The following is a 24,062-nucleotide window of genomic DNA, read 5'->3' as shown; positions in this document are numbered from 1 at the left end:
CCGGGCTTCCCCTTTTTCGTTAACTTTAAGATAATGCTGAAAACCATTCTGCACGAGTATCTGGAGACCGCCTGCGCCACCATCCTGACAGCGTTTGAACAGCTCCAGCATCCCTCCCGGCGACAGCAAGCTATCCATCAGCTGCGGGTGGGGAGTAAAAAGATACGTGCCCTGCTGGCTGTGGCAAAAGAAATACCCGGCTATCGGCTGAAAACACGCTCCTATCTCAGCACGCTCAGGATATTACAGGATATTGGCGGCACCTCCCGCGACACCCGTTTACAGGAACAGGTCCTCTCTCATCATGAAAAAACCATCGGCTGGCGTTTTGCTGTGGCGCATCTGTTATTAAAGACACAATTAGCCACAGCCGATAAGGCACTGGAAGCGACCGTGGAACACCTTTCCATCAAAAAAATCTCCCGGCTGCCTGCTGCTTTTAAGGAGGCCATCGACGACATTGATGAAACAGCCGCCATTGACGCCATCGTAGGCCATGTGGCGACCATGTACGATGAAACGACACTGCCCGAAAGCAGCGCCCCGGCTGCCTCCTGGCATAATCTGCGCAAACGCATGAAACGGCTTTATTACCAACTGGGTATCGTTACGCAATTGCCTCATCACACCCATCGGCACCGGAAGCAGCTGCAACACGCCAAAAAAGCCGGCGATCTGCTGGGGCAATGGCACGATGCCAGCGAACTGTTGTTGTTTGTAAAAACAACGGCCACTCATATCAAAAAAGAAAAAATACCGCTGCCGGAAGAAGTGTCACAGCTGATAAAGCTGCTGCAAAAAGAAACCAGGGAAAAGCTGGCGGACAGTGCCAAACACCTGAGAGATTTGGGGATTTTTTGATTTTCGAATTTTTTGATTTCGGGGACTGGTAAAAGAGAAGACCGAAGCAAATGGTCATTCGCTTCGGTCTTCTATCTTGTGATCCCCGAAATCAAAAAATTCGAAAATCAAAAATCCCTAAATGATATTACTCTTCTCCACAATACGCCATCAGCGTTTCAAAGACAATGGCAGCGCCCAGTTTGGCAGTACGGTTGTCCTGGTCCAGTGAGGGGTTCAGTTCAGCAACATCCACTCCCCGCACTTTTCCGCTATGCATGATGGCCCTGTAACATTGCAGGAACATGCCTCCCGGGAGAATACCATTGTAAGCCGTAGCGCTCACGCCCGGTGCAAATGCCGCAGCAAAAACATCGAGGCAGGTAGTGAGGTATACATGGTCCACCTGGCTGAGGAAATGCTGAATAGCTGCCAGCAGCGTGTCTTTATCATTCAGATGGAAAGCGTCGGCGCCTACGTAGGTCGCCCCTTCTTCTCCGGCGATATTAAAAAGCTGGCGGGTATTACCATTTTTCTGGATACCGAGGGCGAGATAGTTAAATGTTTCATCGCTGTTTTTACAGTCCTGCGCCAGTTGCCAGAAGCCTGTGCCGGAGCTGGGGCCTTCTTCGCCAGGGATACGGATATCGAAGTGTGCGTCGAAGTTGATCAGTCCGAGGTTGCCTTTCTGCTGCACAAATTTGCGGATACCACTGGCATGGCCATACGTAATTTCATGACCGCCGCCCAGCAGTACAGGCAGGTAACCGGCCCCCAGCAGTGCTTGTACCGCTTCGCTGAGCACCAGTTGCGCGTTTTCCAGTTCAGTATCTGCACAGACGATATCACCGGCATCGAGCAAAACGGTGTTTTCCTCAAAATGGGCCGGGAAGTTGGACACGGCTTTTCTCAGGGCGCCCGGGCCTTCTACGGCGCCGGTGCGGCCTTTATTGCGGCGTACTCCTTCATCGCAGGCAAACCCGAGGAATGCCACCCCTTTCTGTCCTTTTTGCAGGGCAGGAAGCGGTTGTTGCAACAGGTCTACTGTGCGGACCACCTGATGCCAGCGCAGCAGGTCTGTTTCTGTACCATCGATACGGCCGGTCCATGTGTTGGCGGCCGTTGGCCGGTAGCTATCCTTTGTTATCATAAGATGATTGAACTAGTTCTCCTTTTTTCCACACTTTGGCTGGTTTCATTTTACCCTGGTAGTACAGGATATCCCTGAAATCGGCCGTGGGGTAAGCCTGCATGTCAGCGGCAAAACCGGCCAGCAGTTGACCTGCCTCTTTCAGCTGCAGTGCCGGCGCGGCCCTGAATGTCAGGGCTGCCAATACTTCAGCGGTTGACAGTTTTTCTGCTGCGCTCATCACAGCGGCCTGCACCAGCAAATCGCCCATAGGCGCAGATCCCGGGTTCCAGTCGCTCGCAATGGCCACCGATGCCCCTGCATTCAGCAATCTGCGTGCCGGGGCATAATGCATGCCCAAACCGAGGGAGGCACCGGGCAATACTACCGCCACGGTGTCAGATTTTGCCAGGAGGTCAATTTCATGGTCACTGCTGGCCTCCAGATGGTCGGCTGACAACGCGCCTGCCGCCACCGCTACCGCAGCACCGCCAGCGCTGAACTGGTCCGCATGCACCGTGGCAACAAAGCCCTGTTCACGGGCCTTTTGCAGATAGGTCAGCGCTGCTTTCGTGGAGAAAGCAGTTTCCTCAATGAAGATGTCCACCCGGTCGGCCAGTGATTCTGCTTTCAGTACGGGCAGCAGCTCATCGAGCGCCCATTGCAGATATTCCTCCTCAGTGCCGGAAAAATCGCGCGGTTTCATATGGGCAGCCAGACAGGTAGGTACCAGCGTGGCAGCCGTATGCAATGATGCCTGCTGAATGGCACGCAACATTTTCACTTCACTTTCAAAGTTAAGCCCATAGCCGCTTTTCACTTCTATGGTGGTAACGCCTTCCTGTAAATGGCGGTTAGCCCTGGCGACGGTATTTTCCACGAGTGTAACGAGATCGGCTACACGTGTTTTGGTAACAGAGTCCCATATACCGCCACCGGCGCGGGCTATCTCCAGGTAACTTTTCCCGGCGATACGCATCGCGTAATCACGGTTGCGGGTGCCATCGTAACAGATATGCGTGTGACAGTCGATAAAACCTGGCAGCAATACCATGGGCTTGTCGATGAAAGCCACTTCACAATCAGGATGTTCCTGCAGCAGCGCTTTGTATGGGCCTATGGCCACAATCCTGCCCGCGCTGATCACCACACCGCCTTTTTCAATAACGGTTAGCTGTTCGTCCTGCAAAGTACCTTTCAGCGATAAGCCGCTGAGGGGAAGGATTTGCGAGAAAGGCCCCAGTAATATTTTCATGGGAACGTTTTTTTATTGGGTTATTTGGCTATTTAGAAATTTTGATATTCAGGAAACCTCTTCCATGATCAAATTTCCAAATAGCCAAATAGTTAAATGTTAATGCCGAATTTATCGCCCCACTCCTGTGCTTTTTCGTAGCCGGCGTCTGCATGACGGAAGATGCCCATCGCCGGATCATTGAAGAGCACACGGCTCAGACAGGCCGCTGCGCGGTCTGTTCCGTCGGCCAGTACAACCATACCGGCGTGTTGGGAGTAACCCATGCCTACGCCGCCGCCGTGGTGGAAAGACACCCAGGTAGCGCCACCGCCGGTATTAGCCATGAGGTTGAGCAGTGTCCAGTCGCTGACAGCGTCGGAACCGTCTTTCATGGATTCTGTTTCGCGGTTAGGTGAAGCCACAGAGCCACAGTCGAGGTGATCGCGGCCAATCACGATTGGTGCTTTCACTTTGCCTGTTCTTACCAGTTCATTGAAGATAAGTCCTGCTTTTTCTCTTTCACCAAGACCGAGCCAGCAAATACGGGCGGGCAGTCCCTGGAAAGCCACTTTTTCCTGTGCTTGTTTCAGCCAGTTGATCAGGTGGGTATTTTCCGGGAAAGCTTCCATCAGTGCACGATCGGTGGTGTAGATGTCTTCCGGGTCGCCGGAGAGAGCTACCCAGCGGAATGGGCCTTTGCCTTCGCAGAAAAGCGGACGGATATATGCCGGTGTGAAGCCGGGGAAGTTGAATGCATTAGGTTCTCCGCCTTCTCTGGCGAATTCGCGGAGGTTGTTGCCGTAGTCGAAAGTGACAGCGCCTTTTTGTTGCATCTCCAGCATGAAGCCTACGTGGCGGGCCATGCTTTTGAGTGACAGCTCGCGGTAGCGGGCGGGGTCTTTCTTACGCAGTTCCAGTGCAGCTTCCAGCGTCATGCCATTGGGAACATAACCGTTGATGGGGTCATGTGCGGAAGTCTGGTCAGTGAGCACATCAGGGATGATATTGTCTTTGAGCAGGCGTTCCAGCATATCACCAGCATCGCTGACAAGCCCGATGGACAGTGGTTGTCCTTTAGCCATAGCTTCTTTGGCCCATGCTACTGCTTCTTCATAGGAGTAGGTCATGCGGTCGATGTAGCGGGTATCGATACGTTTCTGGATGCGGGAAGGATCGATATCAGCAGCGAGCATTACGCCGCCGGCCATGGTAGCGGCCAGTGGCTGGGCGCCGCCCATACCGCCGATACCGGCAGTAACGATCAGTTTACCGGCCAGGTTGCCGTTGAAGTGCTGACGGCCGCATTCCATAAAGGTTTCGTAGGTGCCCTGGAGGATACCTTGTGTACCGATATAGATCCAGCTGCCGGCGGTCATCTGGCCGTACATCATGAGGCCTTTGGAGCGCAGTTCGTTGAAATGCTCCCAGGTAGCCCATTTGGGCACGAGGTTACTGTTGGCCAGCATCACGCGGGGCGCCTGCGGGTGGGTACGCACGATGCCTACCGGTTTGCCGGACTGCACCAGCAGGGAGTGGTCTTCATCCAGTTCCAGTAAGGTTTTAATAATTTTCTCCAATGCTTCGCGGTTGCGGGCAGCCTGGCCAATACCGCCGTAAACCACCAGTTCATCGGGGTTTTCGGCCACTTCAGCGTCGAGGTTATTGAGCAGCATGCGCAGCGGTGCTTCCGTCTGCCAGGATTTAGCATGCAGCTGTGCGCCACGGGGCGCTTTGTAGTGCGGATGTGCCGCGTATTGTTTAATAAAGTCCAAACTGGTCATGGTAGATGCCATTTAAAGGTAATTGATGTTGTGCGGCTGCTTCGTTGGCTACGCGCACAAGAGATTGGTCCGTGATGATTTGGTGTAATGCTTCAATATCGTAAGCGAAGATGCGGTCTTTGTGCGCGAAGGTCACTTTCTCGCGGGCGTAGCTATGTACAGCTTCCAGGATGGGACCGGATTTGCGCGGCCGGCGGAAATCCACCGCCTGTGCAGCGTACAGCAGTTCGATAGCGAGGATGTATTCCAGGTTACCGATCACCTGGTTGAGTTTACGGCCGCTGATGGAGCCCATAGACACGTGGTCTTCCTGTCCGAGGGAGGTGGGCACGCTATCAGCGCTGGCAGGGAAACAGAGGGTTTTGTTTTCCGTTACCAGGGCGGCGGTAGTGTATTGCGGTATCATGAACCCGGAGTTGAGTCCGGCATCTTCGATGAGCAGTTTAGGCAGGCCGTATCTTCCTTCGATCATCATGTAGCTGCGTCTGTCGGAGATATTGCCCAGTTCTGCTGCCGCTACGGTGGCGTAGTCCAGCGGCAGTGCCATGGGCTGACCGTGGAAGTTGCCGCCGCTGATGGTGTCCGTATCACTGAAGATGATCGGGTTGTCTGTCACCGCGTTGAGCTCAATGGTGGTGAGTTCCAGGAGGTGCAGCCATGCGGTACGCGAAGCGCCGTGTACCTGTGGCATACAGCGGAGGGAGTAGGGGTCTTGTACCCGGTCACAGTCCACATGCGAAGCCATGATCTCGGAATTATCGAGCATGGTTTTGAGGCGGTGCGCCACCAGCTGATTGCCGGCGAAAGGCCTGATCGCGTGTAAGCGTGGGTCGAAAGGTTTATGGGTGCCCATGAGGCCTTCGAGGGAGAGCGCGCCGACGATGTCAGCCGCTTCCAGTGCGTTGTACAGGCGTTGCACTGCTTTCACGGCGAAAGACAGGATGAACTGTGTTCCATTGATCAGTGCCAGTCCTTCTTTAGGGCCAAGCACCACTGGTTGTATGCCTTCCTGTTGCAGTACTGCTTCCATGGCAGTTACCTGTCCTTTGTACCAGACTTTTCCGAGGCCTATCAGCGGCAGGAAGAGGTGTGACAGCGGGGCCAGGTCGCCGGAAGCGCCTACAGAGCCTTTTTCAGGCACCAATGGCGTTACATGGTTTTCGATATGCCAGATGATACGTTCCAGGGTGGAGAGGGCTGCGCCGGAGTATCCCTGTGCCAGTGCATGCACTTTCGTGATGAGCATGATACGTGCGATCTCTTCGGGGATGGGACTACCCACGCCAACGCTGTGGCTTTGCAGGATATTATACTGCAGCGCGCGGGTATCTTCTTCCGAAATTTTGGTATCGCATAAAGGGCCGAAGCCGGTATTGATACCGTACACCGTCGTATGCCGCGATACGATCTGTTGCACGTATCCATTGCTGGTATTGACTTTGGTGATGACTTCCGGAGTGAGGACGCCTTTTATTTTGCCTGCGGCAATGTCGAGCACCACGCCTACCGTCAGCTGGTCGATACCGTATTTGAAAATAACACTCATGGTTAGTTGATTTATAGATAAAGATTGCTGGTGTATGATTAGTCGTTCTTTTGAATGGATTTGATCACTCTTTCCGAGAGTGGTTGCTGTTGCACCGCCTGTTCCACCTGGGCTATGGCGGCCAGCAGCTGCTGGCTTTGTTTGTTTTCCGTGACCAGTTCTTCCATGGCCGTGGAAATGGCTTGCCAGATGGGTTGTATCTGTTGCAGCATGTCGGTCCCTTTTTTGGTGAAGGCTACGAGCTGCCGCCGGCCATCATCTTTACAGGGTGTAGTTTTGAGCAGTCCTTTTTTGCGCAGGTTGGTCACCATCTGGCTGACAGCAGAGTGGGAAATCTCCAGCTGTGCGGCGATGTCGATGATAGGCATCGGCTGTTGGCCGGAGAGCAGGTAGAATACAGGAAACCAGCTGGCATCGAAGGGGATGCCTGCCTGTTCATATACCTTGTTGACTTCCGCGAGGAAGTATTCGCTGAGCCGGCGCAGGCGGCTGCCGAAGACCAGGTACCCGAGTGAAGGATAAAAACTCATTACGATTTACGGATTTTTTGATTTACGGATTTTTTGATTGGAATCCGCTACTTCAATCTAAAATTATATAAGCGCTTATATATTTATCTTAAAAAAAGATGATAAACATGCGGCGAGCAGCCAGTGGTGGTCATCCGCGGTTATCATCAACCTGTACTATCATGATTGACGATAACGGTGTGCAGCCAGTGGCGGTCATCCGTGGTTATCATCAACCAGTACTATCATGATTGACGATAGCGGGTGTGCAGCCAGTGGTGGTCATCCGCGGTTATCATCAACCTGTACTATCATGGTGAGCAGCCAGTCGCGGTTATCATCAACCCGTGTGATCATTATCGACCGTGCGAGTTTTGTTTCCTGCAGGCTTTTTGGAAGAATACCTTCCTAAACCTATATAAAAACGGTACAGTCCACCTTTTCACCACCTCCATTTTGACGGGGAGGGGTGTATAACAGGATTGCTTATCCTATTATTCGCACGTCTCAACAAAAAATCACACTGTCAAAGAACAAAATTATATAAGTACTTATACAATATTAGGAAAAAATAACCAAGCACCAAGGGATGTCAGGAATTTTTTCAACAAATCTGCCACAGGCCTCTACTGGAAGGAAATCCGGGTCAAAGCCCGTGGCTGAAGTATTGAAGGTAAAAAAGGTAGTTTTGTGGCCGCCTTCCTCCTGATGATCTTATTTGGCCTTTGCCTGGTCTTCTTTAGTACGTTTCATATCAAACCAAACGGGGGAATCATCTTCCACGTCGCCGTTGTAGTTGATAAAGAGCTCTTCTCCCCTTTTGATATCGCGGCGGGTAATGATGCTCATAGTTTCGGCATCAAAATCCATTTCGTACTCGCAGTTGGGATTATAGTCGTGGTTGTAGATAGAGCAGAAGCCCAGTGCAATACAGGAGCGTGTTTCGCGTACCCCCCAGAGGAAAATATAATTATGGAGCTTCGTTTTGTCGACAATCTCCGTATCGTCGTAAGAGAGGACCAGCACGGGCGACGTTTCGATCCTGGTACCGGCGGGTATCCTTTCTTTGGTATATACGCCGCGTCCTTTTCCCTTAGACTTATCAATGTACAAGTATGGCTTAATCATAGCACTTATTCAAATAAAAGAAGGCGTAAAGTAAAGTTAAAGGAAGAAGTTATCAAAATCATGTTGAAAAATTTTAGGTTTGCGGCCCGATTTAATCTCATTTGGCTATTTGTTTATTTGGAAATTTGATCATTTAAGGGGGTTCCCAATAGCTAAATATCAAAATTTCTAAATGATTTATATCTGGTGCTAACTTAAGCTTATGATCAATTACAACCCGAAGGACTGGTTTACCTTTATTTTCCGTATCCACAAAGCGGACACAGTACGGAAGCTCTTTCCCATGTTTATAGCTTTGGCCATTTATTCTGCTATTGTAGCCTGGCTGGAGCTATCGTTCTGGCAACTGTCGTCCAACAGTGAAATCAAGAACATATCCCTGATGCACGGTTTGCTGGGGTTTGTGATATCCCTGTTGCTGGTGTTCCGGACCAACACCGCCTATGACCGCTGGTGGGAAGGCCGCCGCCAATGGGGCTCGCTGGTGAACAGCAGCCGCAACCTGGCCATTAAGCTGCAAGCCATGCTGCCGGCCGGCAATACCGAAGCCCGGGCTTTCTTCCGGACCATGATCCCCAACTATGCCTTCGGCCTGAAAAACCATCTGCGGAAGATATATAAAGCTGAAGAGATGGAAGCGCTGCCCGAAGGACAGCCACCGCTGGACCCGACGAAGCATGTGCCTAATCAGCTGGCAATCCGGATCATGCAGAAAATTGCAGACCTGCAACGGGAGGGACAGTTGACCGGCGAACAGCTGATCGTCCTCAACAACGAGCTACAGACCTTCACCGAAGTATGCGGCGCCTGCGAGCGTATCCAAAGCACCCCTATCCCCTTCAGTTACAGCGTATTCATCAAAAAATTCATCTTCTTCTATATCATGACCATGCCTTTCGGGTATGTGTTCAGCCTGGGGTATCTCATTATCCCCATGGTCGTATTCATCTTTTTTGTACTGGCCAGCCTTGAGCTGATCGCGGAAGAAATTGAGGACCCGTTTGGCTTTGATGCCAACGACCTGCCCACCGATACTATTTCCAATAATATCCGCAAACACATCGGAGAATTATTATAGTGATAACCCCGGAGGCGTTTTATTTTAACTTATTTTCGCGCATAGAGTCAAATTAGTACATGGAAAATGAAGCATTACTGGAGAAATTCAGCACACTGAAGAAAGAAAAAAACTATCGCGAGCTCTCGGTGTACCTGGACGACCAGTTAATTACGGATATAGCGGACCTGATCCATGATAATCCCGAAGACGCGGGCATCATCATCCATCAATTGTCGATCACCAGAGCGGCAGCGGCTTTCCGTATCCTGGACTTCCCGCTGCAGGAAGATGTGATCCGGGTACTGCCCCCTGCCAAGATCGCCGAGCTGATGAACGAGCTGCCGGCAGATGACCGTACCGCCTTCCTGGTAGAACTGCCCAGCGAAGCGGTGAAAGAACTGATCAAACTGCTGGACCCTGAAGAACGCCGGATCACCCTCTCCCTGCTGGGTTACCCGGAGAACAGCGTGGGCCGTATCATGACGCCCGACTACATCGCTGTAAGAGAAGAGTGGACCGTAAAACAGGTGCTGGACTATATCCGGGAGCATGGCAAAGACAGTGAAACCATTGACGTTATATATGTGATCGATGAACGGGGCCACCTGCTCGATGACTTCCGTATCCGCGAATTCCTGCTGGTAGCCACCGATACGGTGGTACATACCCTGATGGATGACCGCTTCGTATCCCTTCGTGCCAACGACGACCAGGAAGAAGCCGTCCAGGTATTCCGGATGGAAAACCGCGTGGCACTGCCCGTAGTAGACGACAACGGCATACTGCTGGGCATCGTAACGATCGATGATATCCTCTGGATCGCCAACGAAGAACACACCGAAAACATCCAGAAAATCGGTGGTACCGAAGCGTTGGACGAGCCTTACCTCGATATGCCCCTGCTGAAGCTGGTCAAAAAAAGGGTAGGCTGGCTCGTTGTACTCTTTATCGGTGAGATGCTGACAGCTACGGCCATGGGCTTCTTTGAAGACGAAATAGCCAAAGCCGTCGTACTGGCGCTGTTTGTCCCCCTGATCATTTCCAGCGGCGGTAACAGCGGCTCACAGGCTTCCACCCTGATCATCCAGGCCATGGCACTCGGTGAAATCAGTATCAACGACTGGTGGCGCGTTATGCGGCGCGAGATCATTTCCGGCCTGCTGCTGGGCAGCGTGCTGGGATTCATCGGTTTCATCCGCATCCTGCTATGGAACAGCCTTTTCCATACTTACGGCGAACATACCGTACTGATTGGCACCACCGTAGGCTTCTCCCTCGTAGGCGTCGTATTATGGGGAACCCTCTCCGGCTCTATGCTGCCTATTCTTCTGAAGAAAGCCGGCGCCGACCCTGCCACTTCTTCGGCTCCGTTTGTGGCCACCCTGGTGGACGTGACCGGGCTGCTGATTTATTTCTCCGTGGCTTATACACTGATGAAAGGTATTTTATTATAACATCAGGGGAATCGGATGTTGAATCCCGATTTCGAATTTCCCGGGTTCCCAGGGCTGAAGCCCTGGGCTACGATGTTCACAAAGCCGGCTGAAACAGCCGGCTTTGTGGTTTCGATGAAAAGCCTTTTAAGATTGGTAGCAGCCTTGTATATGAGATTGGTAACGTCTTCTATAACGGATTAGTAGCAATCTTCCGTAAGGGTAGTCCCGTCGGATGTTTTGCGGACGATAAACAACCAGTTATATTCATCTTCTCCGATAGTTGCCATGTGTGGTTTAGCACGCAGTCCACGCAATACCGGCACCAGCGTATTACTGTGGCCAATGACGAGGATGCGCTTTCCCCAGTCGCCATGGCGCGTGATTTCGTATATCAATGATTCTCCGGTAGTATCTGCCTTATAGAAGCAGGTATCCAGGTGTTGTTTGATCCGCAGGCTGTCGGCCGTCTGGATGCAGCGGCGGTAGGGCGTCAGGTAAATCTTGTCGAGATGGGCATTTTTCAGCCGTTCATATAAAAGACCGGCGCGTTGGAAACCTTCCGCTGTGAGGGTGGTATCCATGCCGCCGGGATAACGTTCTGCATGCCGGACGAGGTAGAACGTACCCGTCAGGAAAGTAGTGTCTTCCGATACTGGTACCGGTTGCCGTACCGGCGCCTTGGGTTTACAGGCTGCCAGCAGGATAAGGCAAAATATGATAGGCAGTAAGCGCATAAGCTGCATAATGAGAGACAGCCAACCGGCGTCTATCCAAAATTTGTAGCAATTTATGATTAAACTGTTACATTTATCGCCCAACAAAATACTGAACCGCTATGACAAAATGGGTATTGCCCGCCATTATTTTTTTATCAGCCAACAGTCTCTATGCCCAGCAACCAGGGCCTCTTACGGTAGAAAAAATCATGCGCGATCCTAAATGGATAGGCACTTCCCCCGATAATATTTTCTGGGGAACCGACAATCAGACCGTTTATTTCAGCTGGAATCCCGACCAGCAACTGTCTGATTCCCTCTATGCCGCCGGTATCAAAAACCACGCTCCGGTAAAGACAACAGCCGCCGACCGCGGCCTGATTGCAGCCCGGGCGAGAGGCAGCTACAATACAGATAAAACCCTGCTCACCTATAGTTACCAGGGAGATGTATACCTGATGGAGGTAAAGTCCGGCAAAACCATCCGCATTACCCAAACCACCGCCTCAGAAACCAACCCTGTCTTTAGTTTCGGCGGACAACAGGTGGTATACACGCAGAACCAGGACCTCTTTGCCTGGAACAGGTCCACCGGTCTTACTACCCAGTTGACCAACTTTACTACCGGCGACAAGCCACCGGCAGAAAAGAGCGATCTCGAAAAAGGCAATGACCAGGAGAAATACCTAAAAGCACAGCAGCTGGAACTGTTGGCTGTCATCCGCGACAAAAAAGCGAAAAAAGATGCCGCCACCGCTTTCGCTAAACAAAACGACACCAAACCACTGCGTAAGCTGTACCTCGGCGACAAAAAGCTGGACGGCGCGCAAATAAGCCCTGATGGCCGTTATGTTACCTACCAGGTGTATAAGGAAGCAGGTGGTAAAAATACCATCGTTCCGGAGTTTGTTACCGCTTCCGGTTTTACTACGGATATCCATTCCCGTGATAAAGTAGGCGGGCCGCAGGCTGCAGTTGACTGCTACCTTTACGACCGTGAAAAAGATACGGTATTGCCAATTGTGGTAACAGACCTGCCCGGCATTAAAGACCTGCCGGACTACAGCAAAGACTATCCTGGCAGAGACAGCGCCAAAGTGCGCGGCGTACTTGTCAATGCCCCGCAATGGTCAGACAAGGGCACGCATCTCATTACAGATATACGTTCCCTCGACAACAAAGACCGCTGGATCGTACTGATTGATCCCGCTACCGGAAAGGTGAAATCATTGAACCGTCAGCGTGACGAAGCCTGGATAGGCGGCCCCGGCATCAGCGGATGGCAAATCAATACCAGCCTGGGATGGACCGATGAAAACACCTGCTGGTACCAGTCAGAAGCCACTGGCTATTCTCACCTGTATACCACGCAGGTAGTGACCGGGCAGACTGAACAACTGACTAAAGGCAATTATGAAGTACAGGATGTTTATCTCTCCAACGATAAAAAACATTTTTACATCTCCACCAACGAAGTACATCCAGGCGAAAAACAATTTTATCGTATAGGCGTTAACGGAGGAAAGGCAGAACGCATCACCACCATGGAAGGGGCCAACGAAGTAAGCATTTCACCTGACGAAAAATGGATCGCTTACCGTTACTCCTATTCCACCAAGCCATGGGAATTGTACCTGCAGCCTAACAGTCCGGGCAGCAAACCCGTGCAGGTGACCAACATGGCGCAGTCGGCTGAATTCAAATCCTATCCCTGGCGCGATCCGCAGGTGATTACTTTCACCGCCCGCGACAATCAGCCTGTATATGCACGGTTGTATACGCCAGACCCAGCGAAGAAAAACGGCGCTGCCGTTATTTTCGTACATGGCGCCGGTTATCTGCAAAATGCGCATAAATGGTGGAGCAATTATTTCCGTGAATATATGTTCCACAATCTGCTGACCGATAAAGGTTACACTGTACTGGACGTGGATTACCGTGGCAGTGCCGGCTACGGCCGCAACTGGCGCACCGGTATTTACCGGTATATGGGCGGCAAAGACCTGGACGATGAAGTGGACGCAGCTAAATATCTGGCAGAGAAATTGCAGGTTGACGCCAGCCGCATTGGAATTTATGGTGGCAGCTACGGTGGCTTTATGACGCTGATGGCGATGTTTACCAAACCAGGCGTGTTTGCAGCCGGTGCCGCTTTACGCTCTGTTACAGACTGGGCGCATTACAATCACGGATATACGAGCAACATCCTGAATGAGCCATTCACCGACAGTATTGCGTATCGCCGCTCTTCCCCCATTTATTTTGCAGGAGGACTGAAAGGCAAACTGCTGATGTGTCATGGCATGGTAGACACCAACGTACATTTCCAGGATATCGTGAGATTGTCACAACGATTGATAGAACTGGGAAAAGATAATTGGGAGCTGGCAGTATACCCGGTGGAAGACCACGGATTTACAACACCCAGCAGTTGGACGGATGAATACAAAAGAATCTTACATTTGTTCGATAATACATTATTGAAATAACCATACAGGATGTAGATCATATATACATCCTATGTAACTAATAAGAGGGGAATATAGTGAATGATGATCCGGATATTAACATTCGGTTAATCGCGCACTATATTCCCTTTTTCATTTAATTTTCATGTTGCGAAGAATGCACGTTATTTGAAAACGCACGCGTAGAAACCATATCTTATATTATATTTTATTAACATCAAGTGATGTTATTTTAACAATTTATGCGATATTGCAATGAACACCCTCACCAAAAAACACTCTTAAACACATGTGTGGAATTGTAGCTTACATCGGGCACCGAGAAGCATACCCGGTAGTATTGAAAGGCCTTAAAAGACTGGAATACCGCGGTTACGACAGCGCTGGCGTAGCCATCATCAATGACGGACTGCGGGTATACAAAAAGAAAGATAAAGTTGCTGCACTGGAAGAATACGCGTCCAGCTATGACATGCGCAGCCCCATCGCCATCGGGCATACCCGGTGGGCGACGCATGGCGAGCCCTGTGACCGCAACGCACACCCCCACGTTTCCAGTGACGGAAAACTGTCGATGGTACATAACGGCATCATCGAAAACTATATACAACTGAAACAGGAGCTGACCAACCAGGGACATGTTTTCCAGAGCGATACCGATACAGAGGTGCTGCTGCATTTTATTGAAGAGATTAAAAAGCAGAACCAGTGCCCCCTCGAAGAAGCCCTGCGTATAGCCCTGAAAAGAGTGGTCGGCGCTTATGTGATCGTACTGATCGACGAAGATAATCCTGATACGTTGATTGCCGCGCGCAAAGGCAGTCCGCTGGTAATCGGTGTGGGTAAAGGAGAACATTTCCTTGCTTCCGATGCCTCTCCTATCGTGGAATACACCAAGGAGGTAGTATATGTCAACGACTACGAAATTGCCATCATTAAAGCGGATGAGCTGATCCTGAAAAACATCTCCAACGAAAGACAAACACCTTACATACAGAAGCTGGACATTGAGCTGGCAGCCATTGAGAAAGGCGGCTTTGCCCACTTCATGCTGAAAGAAATATTTGAACAGCCGCAAACCATCTTTGACAGTTTGCGTGGCCGTCTGGATGCTAAAAATGGCACCCTCACCATGGGTGGTATCCGCGAATATGCAGAAACCCTGAGCAACGCCAAACGCATCATCGTTGTAGCCTGTGGCACCTCCTGGCATGCCGGTCTCGTAGCGGAATATATGATTGAGGAATTATGCCGCATCCCGGTGGAAGTGGAATACGCCTCAGAGTTCCGTTACCGCAACCCGGTGGTGGGCCCTGGTGATGTGATCATCGCTATCTCTCAATCAGGTGAAACAGCCGATACGCTGGTAGCCATTGAAGCGGCCAAAGAGAAAGGCGCTATCATCCTCGGCGTATGTAACGTGGTAGGTTCCTCCATTGCACGCCTGTCTCACGCCGGCGCCTATACGCACGCAGGCCCGGAAATCGGCGTAGCCAGCACCAAAGCCTTCACGGCGCAACTGGCGGTACTTTGCCTCGTAGGCCTGAAAATAGCCGCAGAGAAAGGTTCCATCACCACCCAACGTTTCCAGCACCTGCTCGATGAACTGGAGCAGATCCCGGAAAAAGTAGCTACCGCGCTGAAACTGGATGACCAGGTACAAAAGATCGCTGCCAAATACAAAGATGCCCGCGACTTCCTCTACCTGGGCCGTGGCTACAACTTCCCGGTAGCATTGGAAGGCGCGCTCAAACTGAAAGAAATATCATATATCCACGCGGAAGGTTATCCCGCTGCGGAAATGAAACATGGTCCTATTGCACTGGTAGACGAGAACCTGCCTGTTGTGATTGTGGCCACCAAAGACAGCTACTACGAAAAGATCGTATCCAACATTCAAGAGATCAAAGCCCGCAAAGGTAAAGTGATAGCGGTTGTGACGGAAGGTGACCACATCATTCCGCCCATGGCAGATGACGTTATTTTTGTACCTTCAGCAGATGAACTCGTTGCATCTATTGTTTCCGTTATCCCTTTACAACTGCTCGCTTACCACATCGGCGTCATGAAAGGGTTTGACGTAGACAAACCGAGAAACCTGGCGAAGAGTGTGACTGTTGAATAACTTAGATCTTATCCATGAACAACATCAAGAAGAAACCTCTATCCGAACTGGGGTACAACTTTATTGAGGCCCCGCTACCCAAGGGAAAAGACGAATACTACCTGCGTAATGAGCAATGGAGCCGGCAGGGCGAATACAGAAGATTGCTGGCGCATGAGGTGGAAGCTCTCGTGCGCAACGATAACAGTTCAGACGACTGGAACAATATTTTTGTGTCCAACGAATTTAATCCGCAGCTGGTGCAGCACTGCCATTTCTTTGGCATGGTGCGCATCGGTAAACTGGAACCGTATTACCTCGAGTTCCATAACCTGCGGCTGCCGGTAGGACTGTACAACAGCACCATCTGTGCCTGCGACTTCGGTGACAACGTAGTGGTACATAATGTCAACTACCTCTCCCATTATATCCTGGGCAACGAAGTCATTGTGGCCAATGTTAACGAGATGGCCACCACCGACTACGCCAAGTTTGGGAACGGTATCTTAAAAGAAGGCGAGTCAGAGAGCGGCCGTATACAGCTGGAGCTCTGCAACGAAAATGGCGGTCGCAGCGTGATGCCCTTCGATGGCATGCTGCCCGGCGACGCCTACCTCTGGACACGGTCCCGCGATGACCAGCAGCTGCAACAGCAGTTCAAAGCCTTCACTGAAAAGCAATTCGATAAACGCCGCGGTTACTACGGCATGGTAGGTGATCGCTGCGTGATCAAAAACTGCAAGATCATCAAAGACGTGACCATCGGTACCGATGCTTACCTCAAAGGCGCCAACAAGCTGAAAAACCTCACCATCAACAGCAGCAGCGATGCCGCTTCACAGATCGGCGAAGGATGCGAACTGGTGAATGGTATCATCGGCTACGGCTGCCGCGTGTTCTACGGTGTGAAAGCCGTACGTTTTGTGATGGCCTCCCATTCGCAACTCAAATACGGCGCCCGCCTGATCAACTCGTACCTTGGCAACAACGCGACCATCTCCTGCTGCGAAGTGCTCAATTCCCTGATATTTCCCGCACACGAACAACACCATAATAACTCGTTCCTCTGTGCAGCACTCATCATGGGGCAAAGCAATATGGCTGCTGGCGCCACCATCGGCTCCAACCACAACTCCCGCGGCGCTGACGGTGAAATCATTGCCGGCAGAGGGTTCTGGCCGGGACTGTGCGTAAGCCTGAAACACAATTCCAAATTCGCCAGCTTCACGCTCATCTCCAAGGGTAACTATATGTCTGAACTGCATATCAATATCCCTTTCTGCCTCGTGCTGAATGATGAGCATGACAACCGGCTGAAGATCATGCCCGGCTACTGGTTCATGCACAACATGTACGCCATTGCCCGCAATTCCTGGAAGTATGTGGACCGCGACAAACGCACCGATAAAACACAGCAGATAGAATATGATTACCTCGCGCCCGACTCCGTGGAAGAAATGTTCCAGGGAATGGCCATCATGGAAGTTGCCGTGGGCAAAGCCTGGTACGCACTGCCGGAAAACATGCCCAAGAAGGAGATAACGGAGAAGGACCTACGTAAAAAAGGAAAGGAACTGTTACTGCAACAACCGGAAGAAGTAGCCCGTCTGACTATACTGGCCAGCGGTATGGAAAACAGCTCCCGCGAGGTACAGCTGCTGAAAGTACACAAGGCCTACGCCCTCTTCCGCGAACTGATCGTTTTCTACGGCATGAAAAACATCGTTGCCGCCAACAAGCCGTCATTCCTCGCTTTGCAGGCTGCCATCAAAACAGCCAAACGCGGTGAATGGCATAACATCGGCGGACAACTGATGAAAGCGGAAACCGTCAACCTGCTCAAACAGAAAATCCGGAAAAATAAAATAGCCAGCTGGCCGCAACTGCACGAACAGTACATCGAGATTGGTAAAGAATATGCCTCCGACAAATTACAGCACGCCGTTGCCAGTATGTTGGAAATAAAAGAGGTATCTTTGAAAAACTTTACCGCTGCATTACTCGCAGAATGGCTGGAAGACTCTACCCGTACGATGGAATGGATAACGCACAACATCCGCTATTCAAGGGAAAAAGATTACAAAAATCCTTTCCGCCAACTGGCCTACGAAAATGCCAACGAGATGAATGTAGTGGTAGGCAGCCTGGAAGACAATGCCTTCATTAACGAGACATTGAATGAACTGGGCGAATATAAAAACCGGGTCAGAAAAATCATCAATGAATGGGAACTGTAGAAAAAACCAGATGCGGCTGGAGCCTGAAAGATCAATTGTATAAAGACTATCATGACCATGAATGGGGAACCCCCAATCATGACGACCAGCACCTGTTTGAAATGCTTTGCCTTGAAGGTGCACAAGCCGGCCTTAGCTGGTATACTGTGCTCACCAAAAGAGAAAACTACCGCAAAGCTTTCGATAACTGGGATGCGAAAAAAATAGCCAAATACGATGATAAGAAAATCTCCAAGCTGCTGGAAAACGAAGGGATCATCCGCAACAAACTGAAGATCAACGCCGTGGTTACCAATGCCAAAGCCTTTCTGGCCGTGCAAAAGGAATTCGGCACCTTCGATAAGTATATCTGGTCTTTTGTCAACCATCAACCCATTGTCAACAATTTCAAATCCTTACAGGAAGTACCCGCTAAAACTACCATCTCCGACGCTATGAGCAAGGACCTGCTGAAACGCGGATTCAAATTCGTAGGGTCTACTATCTGTTACGCCTATATGCAGGCCACAGGTATGGTGAATGATCATATAGCAGACTGCTATAAAAGATCAAAGGGATAACCTTCCGGTAAAATACATTGCGAAACCGCCATCGATGTAACGTCGATGGCGGTTTTGTTTTACGGTTCTATCAATACTTCAGAGAGATCTTTATTGCTGATCAGCGTATAGTCGGTGAGGGTATTGAGGAACAGGTACAGCTGCCGCTTTTGTTGGTCCGTAAGCGAAATGCCCTTCCGCACCAGCGGGTCAGTAGTAACGGTATCCTTTACGCCATGATCGTAGAATGCAAACACCTGGAAGATATCGAAGAAACGTCCATCGTGCATATAAGGAGAACTTTTCAGGATATTCCGCAGGGAAGGCACTTTAAACTTAAGATAATCGGCCGTATTGCTGGTGATCTTCATACGTCCCACATCGTTGAGCGCGGCGAGGTAAGGCAGGCCGTTGCTGCGGTAGCTCAGGTCTGTAAACAACGGCTCTTTATGGCAGGCCGCACATTTCTGCTGATACAGCGTATAGCCGACCGCTTCATCCGGCGAAAAGGCCGCTCCCGGCACGTTACGGATGATGCTGTCATAACGGGAGTTACCGGAAATCATGGTACCTACAAACTGTGTAATGGCTTTGAACATCCGTTCACTGGTGACTTCCTCCGTACCGAAAGCGGCGCTGAACTGCTGCCGGTACCTGGGATCGCCCTGCATTTTCTTCAACAGCTCCTGCAGGTCCACGCCCATTTCCTTGTGATCGGTGAGCGGCGTCAGCGGTTGTATTTCCAGGTTGTTTACTCCACCGTCCCACATAAATTCTTTCTGCCAGATCATGTTGAAGAGGACCGGCACCGAACGGGTGCCTTGCTGGCCGCCCACCCCATGGCTCAGCGCATGATCGAAATGCCCGAAGGCCGCGAACTGCTGATGGCAAAAGCCGCAGGACACGGTGCTGTCTTTTGAGAGGCGGTAATCGTAAAAAATAAAACGGCCCAGTGCCACCCCCTGTTTCGTTAGCGGGTTGTTGGAGAAGTTGTATACCGGCTCGGGGAACCCGGGCGGCAGTGATAGCGTCAAAGGATCTGTCCGGAAACCTCCTGCGCCGCCCTTATTTTCCTTTTTACAGGCGTGGGCAAACATCAGCAGTATCCCGAAGGCAGCAGCGATATATAACGCTTTATGACGCATGCGCGGTATTAGTTTTTAATAGAGAACATCTGTTGATAGTTATTGGCGATGTTGAGTGCCGCGTCGCCCGGCGCCATAATGATCGGCGTTTTTGCGAAGCTGGCCTCATTGGGCGCGAACCATTTTCCTACGTTGGCGATCATGTTAAAATGCGGTATGGCGGCCATGAACGGTATCACCCTGAAGCTTAACGGCAGTTGCACGGTCCTCAGTGCATTGTAAGTTCCCCTGAAACCGCCCACATGCCACTCGAACCCTTGCGTTGGCGTCGTTATGGCATCGGAGGTGCCTTCCATCTTGGCCATGATGTAACCGCTGTTCCAGGTCCAGAACATGCCGTTTTCCGGGGCTAAAGCACCTGATTGCACGCCGCTATTGTTACGGGCGCTGTCTACCCCTACCAGGAAGCGGACAGCCGTAAAATTGCCGGCAGGCACGCTATCGAGCAACAGGCGTTTGGTAGAGTCTACCGCGTCGTCTACCAGGAAGTAGGCCGATGCCAGCGGAATGGTTTTCCCGGCATCATCTACCAGCGCGAAATTGCTGAGGTAATAACGGAATTTGGTGATGATGAATTTCTCCCCGGCAGGATTGGTGTAGGTAGTGGTATTCCTTACCAATTGACTACCATTCATTTCATGGGAGATGTCCAGCGACAACCGGGTATAAAACGCCGGTGGCGGGTCAGAGGGTTTATCTTTCTTTGCGCATCCGCAGAGCCATAGGATAGGCAGGCATATCAGGACACAACGGAAGATATAGGAAGTAAAAATCCGCAAGATCATGGTATTCCTTTTTGTGATCAGGAAGATACGATGATTTTGCGGATTAAAGGATTAAAAAGAGGGCTTAGCTTCTCATGTATCCCCGCCAGCCATAGTAGAATACCACTACGAAACAAAGCATCGGGATACCGTAGGAAATGGCGGTAGAATACTTTTCTGTCACCACGCCCATCAGGTAAGGAACAGATGCTCCTCCCACGATAGACATCACGATAAAGGAAGCGCCTTTTTTAGTATGTTTTCCCAGGTCTTTTACCCCCAGGGCGAAGATAGTCGGGAACATGATAGACATAAAGAAAAACACCGCTATCAGTGCGTATACAGAAGCGGCGCCGCTGCCTGTCATCACAAAAGCGCACAGCAGCACGTTGACGAACGCATAAATTGCCAGCAGCTTGTTGGGGGCAATTTTACGCATCAGGGCGGTGCCCACGAAACGACCTGCCAGGAACAGTACCATACCGGCAGACAGCAGATAGGCTGCCTTTTCGTTGGAGGTTCCCTGCCAGTATTCGGTGGCATAGTTGATAAACAAAGCACCTACGCCCACCTGTGCCGCCACATAAAAGAACTGTGCTACTACGCCGCCTACAAAGTGTTTATGGGCAAACAGGGGCCTTTCATCTTTCATGACGGCTTCACCTTCCGCTTCTGCCTCTTTGATTTCCGGCAGTTTGGTGCGCCAGAAGAAACCAGCGATCAGCAGTACTACCACGCCGATCGCGATGTAGGTGAGCTGCACGGTAGTCAGATCATCTTTTCCGCTGCCGAAGAAGAGCGCGCCACCGATCACCGGGCCCAGGAAGGAACCCAGCCCGTTGAAGCACTGCGACAGGTTCAACCGTTGCTCGGAAGATTCTTTCGGTCCCAGAACAGTCACATATGGGTTGGCAGCTGTTTCCAGACAGGCCAGTCCGCAGGCCAGAATGAACAGCGACAGCAGGAAAAAGTCAAAATTAAGCGCACGGGCTGCAGGATAGAAAAGGAAGGCGCCCGCTGCATACAGCAGCAGTCCCATGATGATCCCTTTCTTATAGCCGAATTTATTCATGAACATGCCCGCTGGCAAGGCCATGATAAAATAAGCGCCAAAGTAAGCGCCTTGTAGCAGCGTGGAGCGTTTAGGCGTAATGTTGAGCACTTCCTGGAAGTGTTTGTTCAACACGTCCAGCAGGCCATATGCAAGGCCCCATAAAAAGAAAAGACTGGTTACCAGTATAAACGGGAAAAGGTAGTTGCCAGCCTGTTTCCCACTTGGGGGACTGCTGGTATAGGTGGAATTACTTACTGCGCCTCCGGCCATAACGAAGAGTTTATTGTTTTCAGGTAAAAGTGTAATGTATCAGTATAGTTGGCTAATGCTCAGCTGATGGACCTGTCGAGGTGTGTATAACCTCCGTCAACGAATAATATCTGTCCGGTTGTATGTGATGAACGGGGAGACAGCAGGAACACGGTAGTGTTGGCGATCTCTTCGGAGGTGGTCATTCTGTGCTCAAAAGGAATTTTGGCGGTGATGGAAGCCAGTTTTTCCTTGGGATTGGGCAAAGAATTGATCCAGGTTTCGTACAGCGGTGTCCATACTTCGGCAGGGATGACCGTGTTGACACGCACGGAATGAGGCAGCAGTTCTACCGCCCATTCGCGGGTAAGCGCGTTGATGGCGCCTTTGGAAGCTGCATAGCCGGAGGTGTTACCCTGACCGGTAGTGGCTACCTTAGAGCCGATATTCACAATATTTCCTTTGGTGTTTTTCAGGTATGGCAGCGCAAAGTGGGCCAGGTTGTAGTAGTGTGAGAGGTTGTTTTGCAGTGATTGCATAAAACGCTCCGGGCTACCGCTTTCCAGTCCTACCCCATCATTAGCGCCAGCGTTGTTCACCAGGCCGTCAATTTTTCCGTATTTTTCTATGGTTTCAGCGATCACTTTGCGGCAGTCGTCCACATTGGACAGCTCAGCCTGGATACCATAGGCCTGGCCACCCGCCCCGATGATCTCGTTGACGGTTTTGCTGTTGTCTGCTTCATTTCTGCCGGCAATTACGACAATGCCTCCTTCTGCTGCTACCAGTTTGGCTATACCTTCTCCAATACCTTTGGCACCGCCGGTAACAATAATCACTTTTCCCTGTAATCCTAAATCCATATGCGTGGTGTTGTGCTTTGTTTTATAGATGATAAAATGAGATGGCATTGCCTCCCATAATGTTGTTTTGTTCTGCTGTTGATAGTTTGCTGATGTAGCTGGTGATGATGTTTTTCACCTGTGCATATTCCGCTGCCAGCAGGCAAACGGGCCAGTCGGAGCCAAACATGAGCCGGTTAGGGCCGAAACATTCCAGTATCACATCGAGGAATGGCTCGAAATGCGCCTGTTGCCAGTGCTGCCAATCGGCTTCGGTTACCAGTCCGCTGAGTTTGCAGTACACATTGGGCGATTGGGCGATGCGGCGCATATATGCAGCCCATTCGTCCAGTTCTCCGGTTTTGAAATCCGGCTTCGCCACATGATCGATCACGAAGCGGTGGTCCGGAAATTTTTCCACAAAAGCAGCCGTGGCGGCTAACTGTTTCGGATATACGAGTATATCGTAGGTAAAGCCGAATTCAGCCAGTGCAGCGATGCCGCGGCAGAAAGCGTCTCCCAGCAGGAAATTGGTGTCAGGTTCGCCCTGCACAATATGCCGGAAACCTTTCAGTTTAGGATGGGCGGCATAAGCGGCCAGCCGTTCCCGTACGTCGGGACTGCGCAGGTCTGTCCAGCCTACCACTCCTTTGATGAACGGATGTTTATCCGCCAGGTCCAGCAGGAAAGCGGTTTCGTTTTCCGACTGGTCAGCCTGGACTGCCACACAGCCGTGTACGCCGTTGGAAGCCAGTACAGGCTCCAGGTGTTCCGGGAAAAAATCCCTCCGGATGACCTGCATGGACTCATCTATCCAGGCGTCGCGGACGGGATCATACTGCCAGAAATGCTGATGTGCGTCAATTACCATTTAGTCATTTGGTTATTTGGTTATTTGACCATTTTATTGAATTCAATCAATGGTCAAATAACCAAATGAAAAAATATTACAATGAGAAAATCTTATCCATGATGATCCATTTCTCTCCTGGCTTGGCTACCGGCAAAGCCTGCTGGTATTTCCACATGAGCTGTTCCCATTCCTGTACTTTCGGGTTGGCAGCATCCATGGCGCCTTTGCTTTCAAAAGAAAAAGTATCATTTACTTCCATGATCATAAACAAGCGGTTGCCGGCGCGGTATATTTCCATGTTTTGGATGCCGCTGTCGGTAATGCTTTTTTTGATCTCCGGCCATACGTTGCGGTGATAGTCTTCATATTCGGCTATCAACTGCGGATCGTTGACCAGGTCCAGTGCCAGGCAATAACGTTTCATA

The 24,062-nt window shown here is 50.9% G+C and carries 20 protein-coding genes; 7 read left to right on the top strand and 13 right to left on the bottom strand.

Features of this window, described 5'->3' with window-relative positions:
• Positions 1–33 precede the first annotated feature (33 nt).
• Positions 34–861 (top strand): CHAD domain-containing protein, encoded by an 828-nt coding sequence (locus HHL17_RS10130; protein WP_169224605.1) that lies wholly within the window; start codon positions 34–36, stop codon positions 859–861.
• 127 nt (positions 862–988) lie between these two features.
• Here the strand turns inward: HHL17_RS10130 and hutG are convergent, their stop codons facing one another.
• The 6 genes from hutG to HHL17_RS10100 all read right to left on the bottom strand — a co-directional run bounded on the left by hutG (position 989) and on the right by HHL17_RS10100 (position 8,170).
• Complete coding sequence (hutG, locus tag HHL17_RS10125) at positions 989–1,990, bottom strand: formimidoylglutamase (protein ID WP_169224604.1); 1,002 nt, start codon at positions 1,988–1,990, stop codon at positions 989–991.
• Positions 1,974–3,224: an imidazolonepropionase gene (hutI, locus tag HHL17_RS10120; RefSeq protein WP_169224603.1), complete on the bottom strand. Its 1,251-nt coding sequence runs from the start codon at positions 3,222–3,224 to the stop codon at positions 1,974–1,976. Before hutI ends, hutG begins: the two co-directional genes overlap by 17 nt.
• Before the next feature lie 92 nt (positions 3,225–3,316).
• Positions 3,317–4,987: a urocanate hydratase gene (gene hutU / locus HHL17_RS10115; RefSeq protein WP_169224602.1), complete on the bottom strand. Its 1,671-nt coding sequence runs from the start codon at positions 4,985–4,987 to the stop codon at positions 3,317–3,319.
• On the bottom strand, positions 4,965–6,533 hold the full coding sequence (hutH, locus tag HHL17_RS10110) for a histidine ammonia-lyase (RefSeq protein WP_169224601.1): 1,569 nt from the start codon (positions 6,531–6,533) through the stop codon (positions 4,965–4,967). Before hutH ends, hutU begins: the two co-directional genes overlap by 23 nt.
• Before the next feature lie 38 nt (positions 6,534–6,571).
• Positions 6,572–7,063 carry a MarR family winged helix-turn-helix transcriptional regulator gene (locus HHL17_RS10105; RefSeq protein WP_169224600.1) on the bottom strand — a complete coding sequence of 164 codons (492 nt, stop codon included), beginning with the start codon at positions 7,061–7,063 and terminating at the stop codon, positions 6,572–6,574.
• Between the two features lie 693 nt (positions 7,064–7,756).
• Complete coding sequence (locus HHL17_RS10100; protein ID WP_169224599.1) at positions 7,757–8,170, bottom strand: SET domain-containing protein; 414 nt, start codon at positions 8,168–8,170, stop codon at positions 7,757–7,759.
• Positions 8,171–8,372: 202 nt separating this feature from the next.
• Here HHL17_RS10100 and HHL17_RS10095 point away from each other — a divergent pair, with 202 nt between their 5' ends.
• Positions 8,373–9,248 (top strand): bestrophin family protein, encoded by an 876-nt coding sequence (locus tag HHL17_RS10095; protein WP_169224598.1) that lies wholly within the window; start codon positions 8,373–8,375, stop codon positions 9,246–9,248.
• A 59-nt stretch (positions 9,249–9,307) separates the two neighbouring features.
• A complete protein-coding gene (mgtE, locus tag HHL17_RS10090; protein ID WP_169224597.1) occupies positions 9,308–10,684 on the top strand; it encodes a magnesium transporter in 1,377 nt (458 codons plus the stop codon).
• A gap of 179 nt (positions 10,685–10,863) precedes the next feature.
• Here the strand turns inward: mgtE and HHL17_RS10085 are convergent, their stop codons facing one another.
• Positions 10,864–11,400: a histidine phosphatase family protein gene (locus HHL17_RS10085; RefSeq protein ID WP_169224596.1), complete on the bottom strand. Its 537-nt coding sequence runs from the start codon at positions 11,398–11,400 to the stop codon at positions 10,864–10,866.
• A gap of 101 nt (positions 11,401–11,501) precedes the next feature.
• Here HHL17_RS10085 and HHL17_RS10080 point away from each other — a divergent pair, with 101 nt between their 5' ends.
• The 4 genes from HHL17_RS10080 to HHL17_RS10065 all read left to right on the top strand — a co-directional run bounded on the left by HHL17_RS10080 (position 11,502) and on the right by HHL17_RS10065 (position 18,751).
• Entirely contained in the window at positions 11,502–13,871 is a 2,370-nt protein-coding gene (locus HHL17_RS10080; RefSeq protein ID WP_169224595.1) for a S9 family peptidase, read from the top strand.
• A 268-nt stretch (positions 13,872–14,139) separates the two neighbouring features.
• On the top strand, positions 14,140–15,975 hold the full coding sequence (glmS, locus tag HHL17_RS10075) for a glutamine--fructose-6-phosphate transaminase (isomerizing) (RefSeq protein WP_169224594.1): 1,836 nt from the start codon (positions 14,140–14,142) through the stop codon (positions 15,973–15,975).
• 14 nt (positions 15,976–15,989) lie between these two features.
• Positions 15,990–18,191, top strand: coding sequence for a DUF4954 family protein (locus tag HHL17_RS10070; protein ID WP_169224593.1), 2,202 nt, complete (start codon positions 15,990–15,992; stop codon positions 18,189–18,191).
• Positions 18,179–18,751, top strand: coding sequence for a DNA-3-methyladenine glycosylase I (locus HHL17_RS10065; protein WP_169224592.1), 573 nt, complete (start codon positions 18,179–18,181; stop codon positions 18,749–18,751). Before HHL17_RS10070 ends, HHL17_RS10065 begins: the two co-directional genes overlap by 13 nt.
• A 59-nt stretch (positions 18,752–18,810) precedes the next feature.
• On the opposite strand, the gene HHL17_RS10060 is transcribed toward HHL17_RS10065, so the two are convergent.
• The 6 genes from HHL17_RS10060 to HHL17_RS10035 form a co-directional block, all read right to left on the bottom strand.
• On the bottom strand, positions 18,811–19,875 hold the full coding sequence (locus tag HHL17_RS10060; RefSeq protein WP_240975120.1) for a cytochrome-c peroxidase: 1,065 nt from the start codon (positions 19,873–19,875) through the stop codon (positions 18,811–18,813).
• An 8-nt stretch (positions 19,876–19,883) separates the two neighbouring features.
• Positions 19,884–20,660 (bottom strand): MbnP family protein, encoded by a 777-nt coding sequence (locus HHL17_RS10055; protein ID WP_169224591.1) that lies wholly within the window; start codon positions 20,658–20,660, stop codon positions 19,884–19,886.
• Positions 20,661–20,724: 64 nt separating this feature from the next.
• On the bottom strand, positions 20,725–21,963 hold the full coding sequence (locus HHL17_RS10050) for a sugar MFS transporter (RefSeq protein ID WP_169224590.1): 1,239 nt from the start codon (positions 21,961–21,963) through the stop codon (positions 20,725–20,727).
• Between the two features lie 59 nt (positions 21,964–22,022).
• On the bottom strand, positions 22,023–22,805 hold the full coding sequence (locus tag HHL17_RS10045; RefSeq protein WP_169224589.1) for an L-fucose dehydrogenase: 783 nt from the start codon (positions 22,803–22,805) through the stop codon (positions 22,023–22,025).
• A 22-nt stretch (positions 22,806–22,827) separates the two neighbouring features.
• The gene (locus HHL17_RS10040) at positions 22,828–23,655 is read right to left on the bottom strand and encodes an amidohydrolase family protein (RefSeq protein ID WP_169224588.1); all 828 of its coding nucleotides are present in this window, start codon (positions 23,653–23,655) and stop codon (positions 22,828–22,830) included.
• Between the two features lie 76 nt (positions 23,656–23,731).
• A complete protein-coding gene (locus tag HHL17_RS10035; protein WP_169224587.1) occupies positions 23,732–24,061 on the bottom strand; it encodes an L-rhamnose mutarotase in 330 nt (109 codons plus the stop codon).
• Between the last annotated feature and the right edge of the window lies 1 nt (position 24,062).

Source organism: Chitinophaga fulva, from assembly GCF_012927205.1.
Classification (GTDB): domain Bacteria; phylum Bacteroidota; class Bacteroidia; order Chitinophagales; family Chitinophagaceae; genus Chitinophaga; species Chitinophaga fulva.
Note: the sequence above shows the minus strand (reverse complement) of the source record. Positions and strands in the feature narration are given on the sequence as shown.

Bases quoted from the DNA above. Each gene is read 5' to 3' on its own strand.
- HHL17_RS10130 (WP_169224605.1), top strand. From the start codon at position 34: ATGCTGAAAACCATTCTGCACGAGTATCTGGAGACCGCCTGCGCCACC.
- hutG (WP_169224604.1), bottom strand. From the start codon at position 1,990: ATGATAACAAAGGATAGCTACCGGCCAACGGCCGCCAACACATGGACC.
- hutI (WP_169224603.1), bottom strand. From the start codon at position 3,224: ATGAAAATATTACTGGGGCCTTTCTCGCAAATCCTTCCCCTCAGCGGC.
- hutU (WP_169224602.1), bottom strand. From the start codon at position 4,987: ATGACCAGTTTGGACTTTATTAAACAATACGCGGCACATCCGCACTAC.
- hutH (WP_169224601.1), bottom strand. From the start codon at position 6,533: ATGAGTGTTATTTTCAAATACGGTATCGACCAGCTGACGGTAGGCGTG.
- HHL17_RS10105 (WP_169224600.1), bottom strand. From the start codon at position 7,063: ATGAGTTTTTATCCTTCACTCGGGTACCTGGTCTTCGGCAGCCGCCTG.
- HHL17_RS10100 (WP_169224599.1), bottom strand. From the start codon at position 8,170: ATGATTAAGCCATACTTGTACATTGATAAGTCTAAGGGAAAAGGACGC.
- HHL17_RS10095 (WP_169224598.1), top strand. From the start codon at position 8,373: ATGATCAATTACAACCCGAAGGACTGGTTTACCTTTATTTTCCGTATC.
- mgtE (WP_169224597.1), top strand. From the start codon at position 9,308: ATGGAAAATGAAGCATTACTGGAGAAATTCAGCACACTGAAGAAAGAA.
- HHL17_RS10085 (WP_169224596.1), bottom strand. From the start codon at position 11,400: ATGCGCTTACTGCCTATCATATTTTGCCTTATCCTGCTGGCAGCCTGT.
- HHL17_RS10080 (WP_169224595.1), top strand. From the start codon at position 11,502: ATGACAAAATGGGTATTGCCCGCCATTATTTTTTTATCAGCCAACAGT.
- glmS (WP_169224594.1), top strand. From the start codon at position 14,140: ATGTGTGGAATTGTAGCTTACATCGGGCACCGAGAAGCATACCCGGTA.
- HHL17_RS10070 (WP_169224593.1), top strand. From the start codon at position 15,990: ATGAACAACATCAAGAAGAAACCTCTATCCGAACTGGGGTACAACTTT.
- HHL17_RS10065 (WP_169224592.1), top strand. From the start codon at position 18,179: ATGGGAACTGTAGAAAAAACCAGATGCGGCTGGAGCCTGAAAGATCAA.
- HHL17_RS10060 (WP_240975120.1), bottom strand. From the start codon at position 19,875: ATGCGTCATAAAGCGTTATATATCGCTGCTGCCTTCGGGATACTGCTG.
- HHL17_RS10055 (WP_169224591.1), bottom strand. From the start codon at position 20,660: ATGATCTTGCGGATTTTTACTTCCTATATCTTCCGTTGTGTCCTGATA.
- HHL17_RS10050 (WP_169224590.1), bottom strand. From the start codon at position 21,963: ATGGCCGGAGGCGCAGTAAGTAATTCCACCTATACCAGCAGTCCCCCA.
- HHL17_RS10045 (WP_169224589.1), bottom strand. From the start codon at position 22,805: ATGGATTTAGGATTACAGGGAAAAGTGATTATTGTTACCGGCGGTGCC.
- HHL17_RS10040 (WP_169224588.1), bottom strand. From the start codon at position 23,655: ATGGTAATTGACGCACATCAGCATTTCTGGCAGTATGATCCCGTCCGC.
- HHL17_RS10035 (WP_169224587.1), bottom strand. From the start codon at position 24,061: ATGAAACGTTATTGCCTGGCACTGGACCTGGTCAACGATCCGCAGTTG.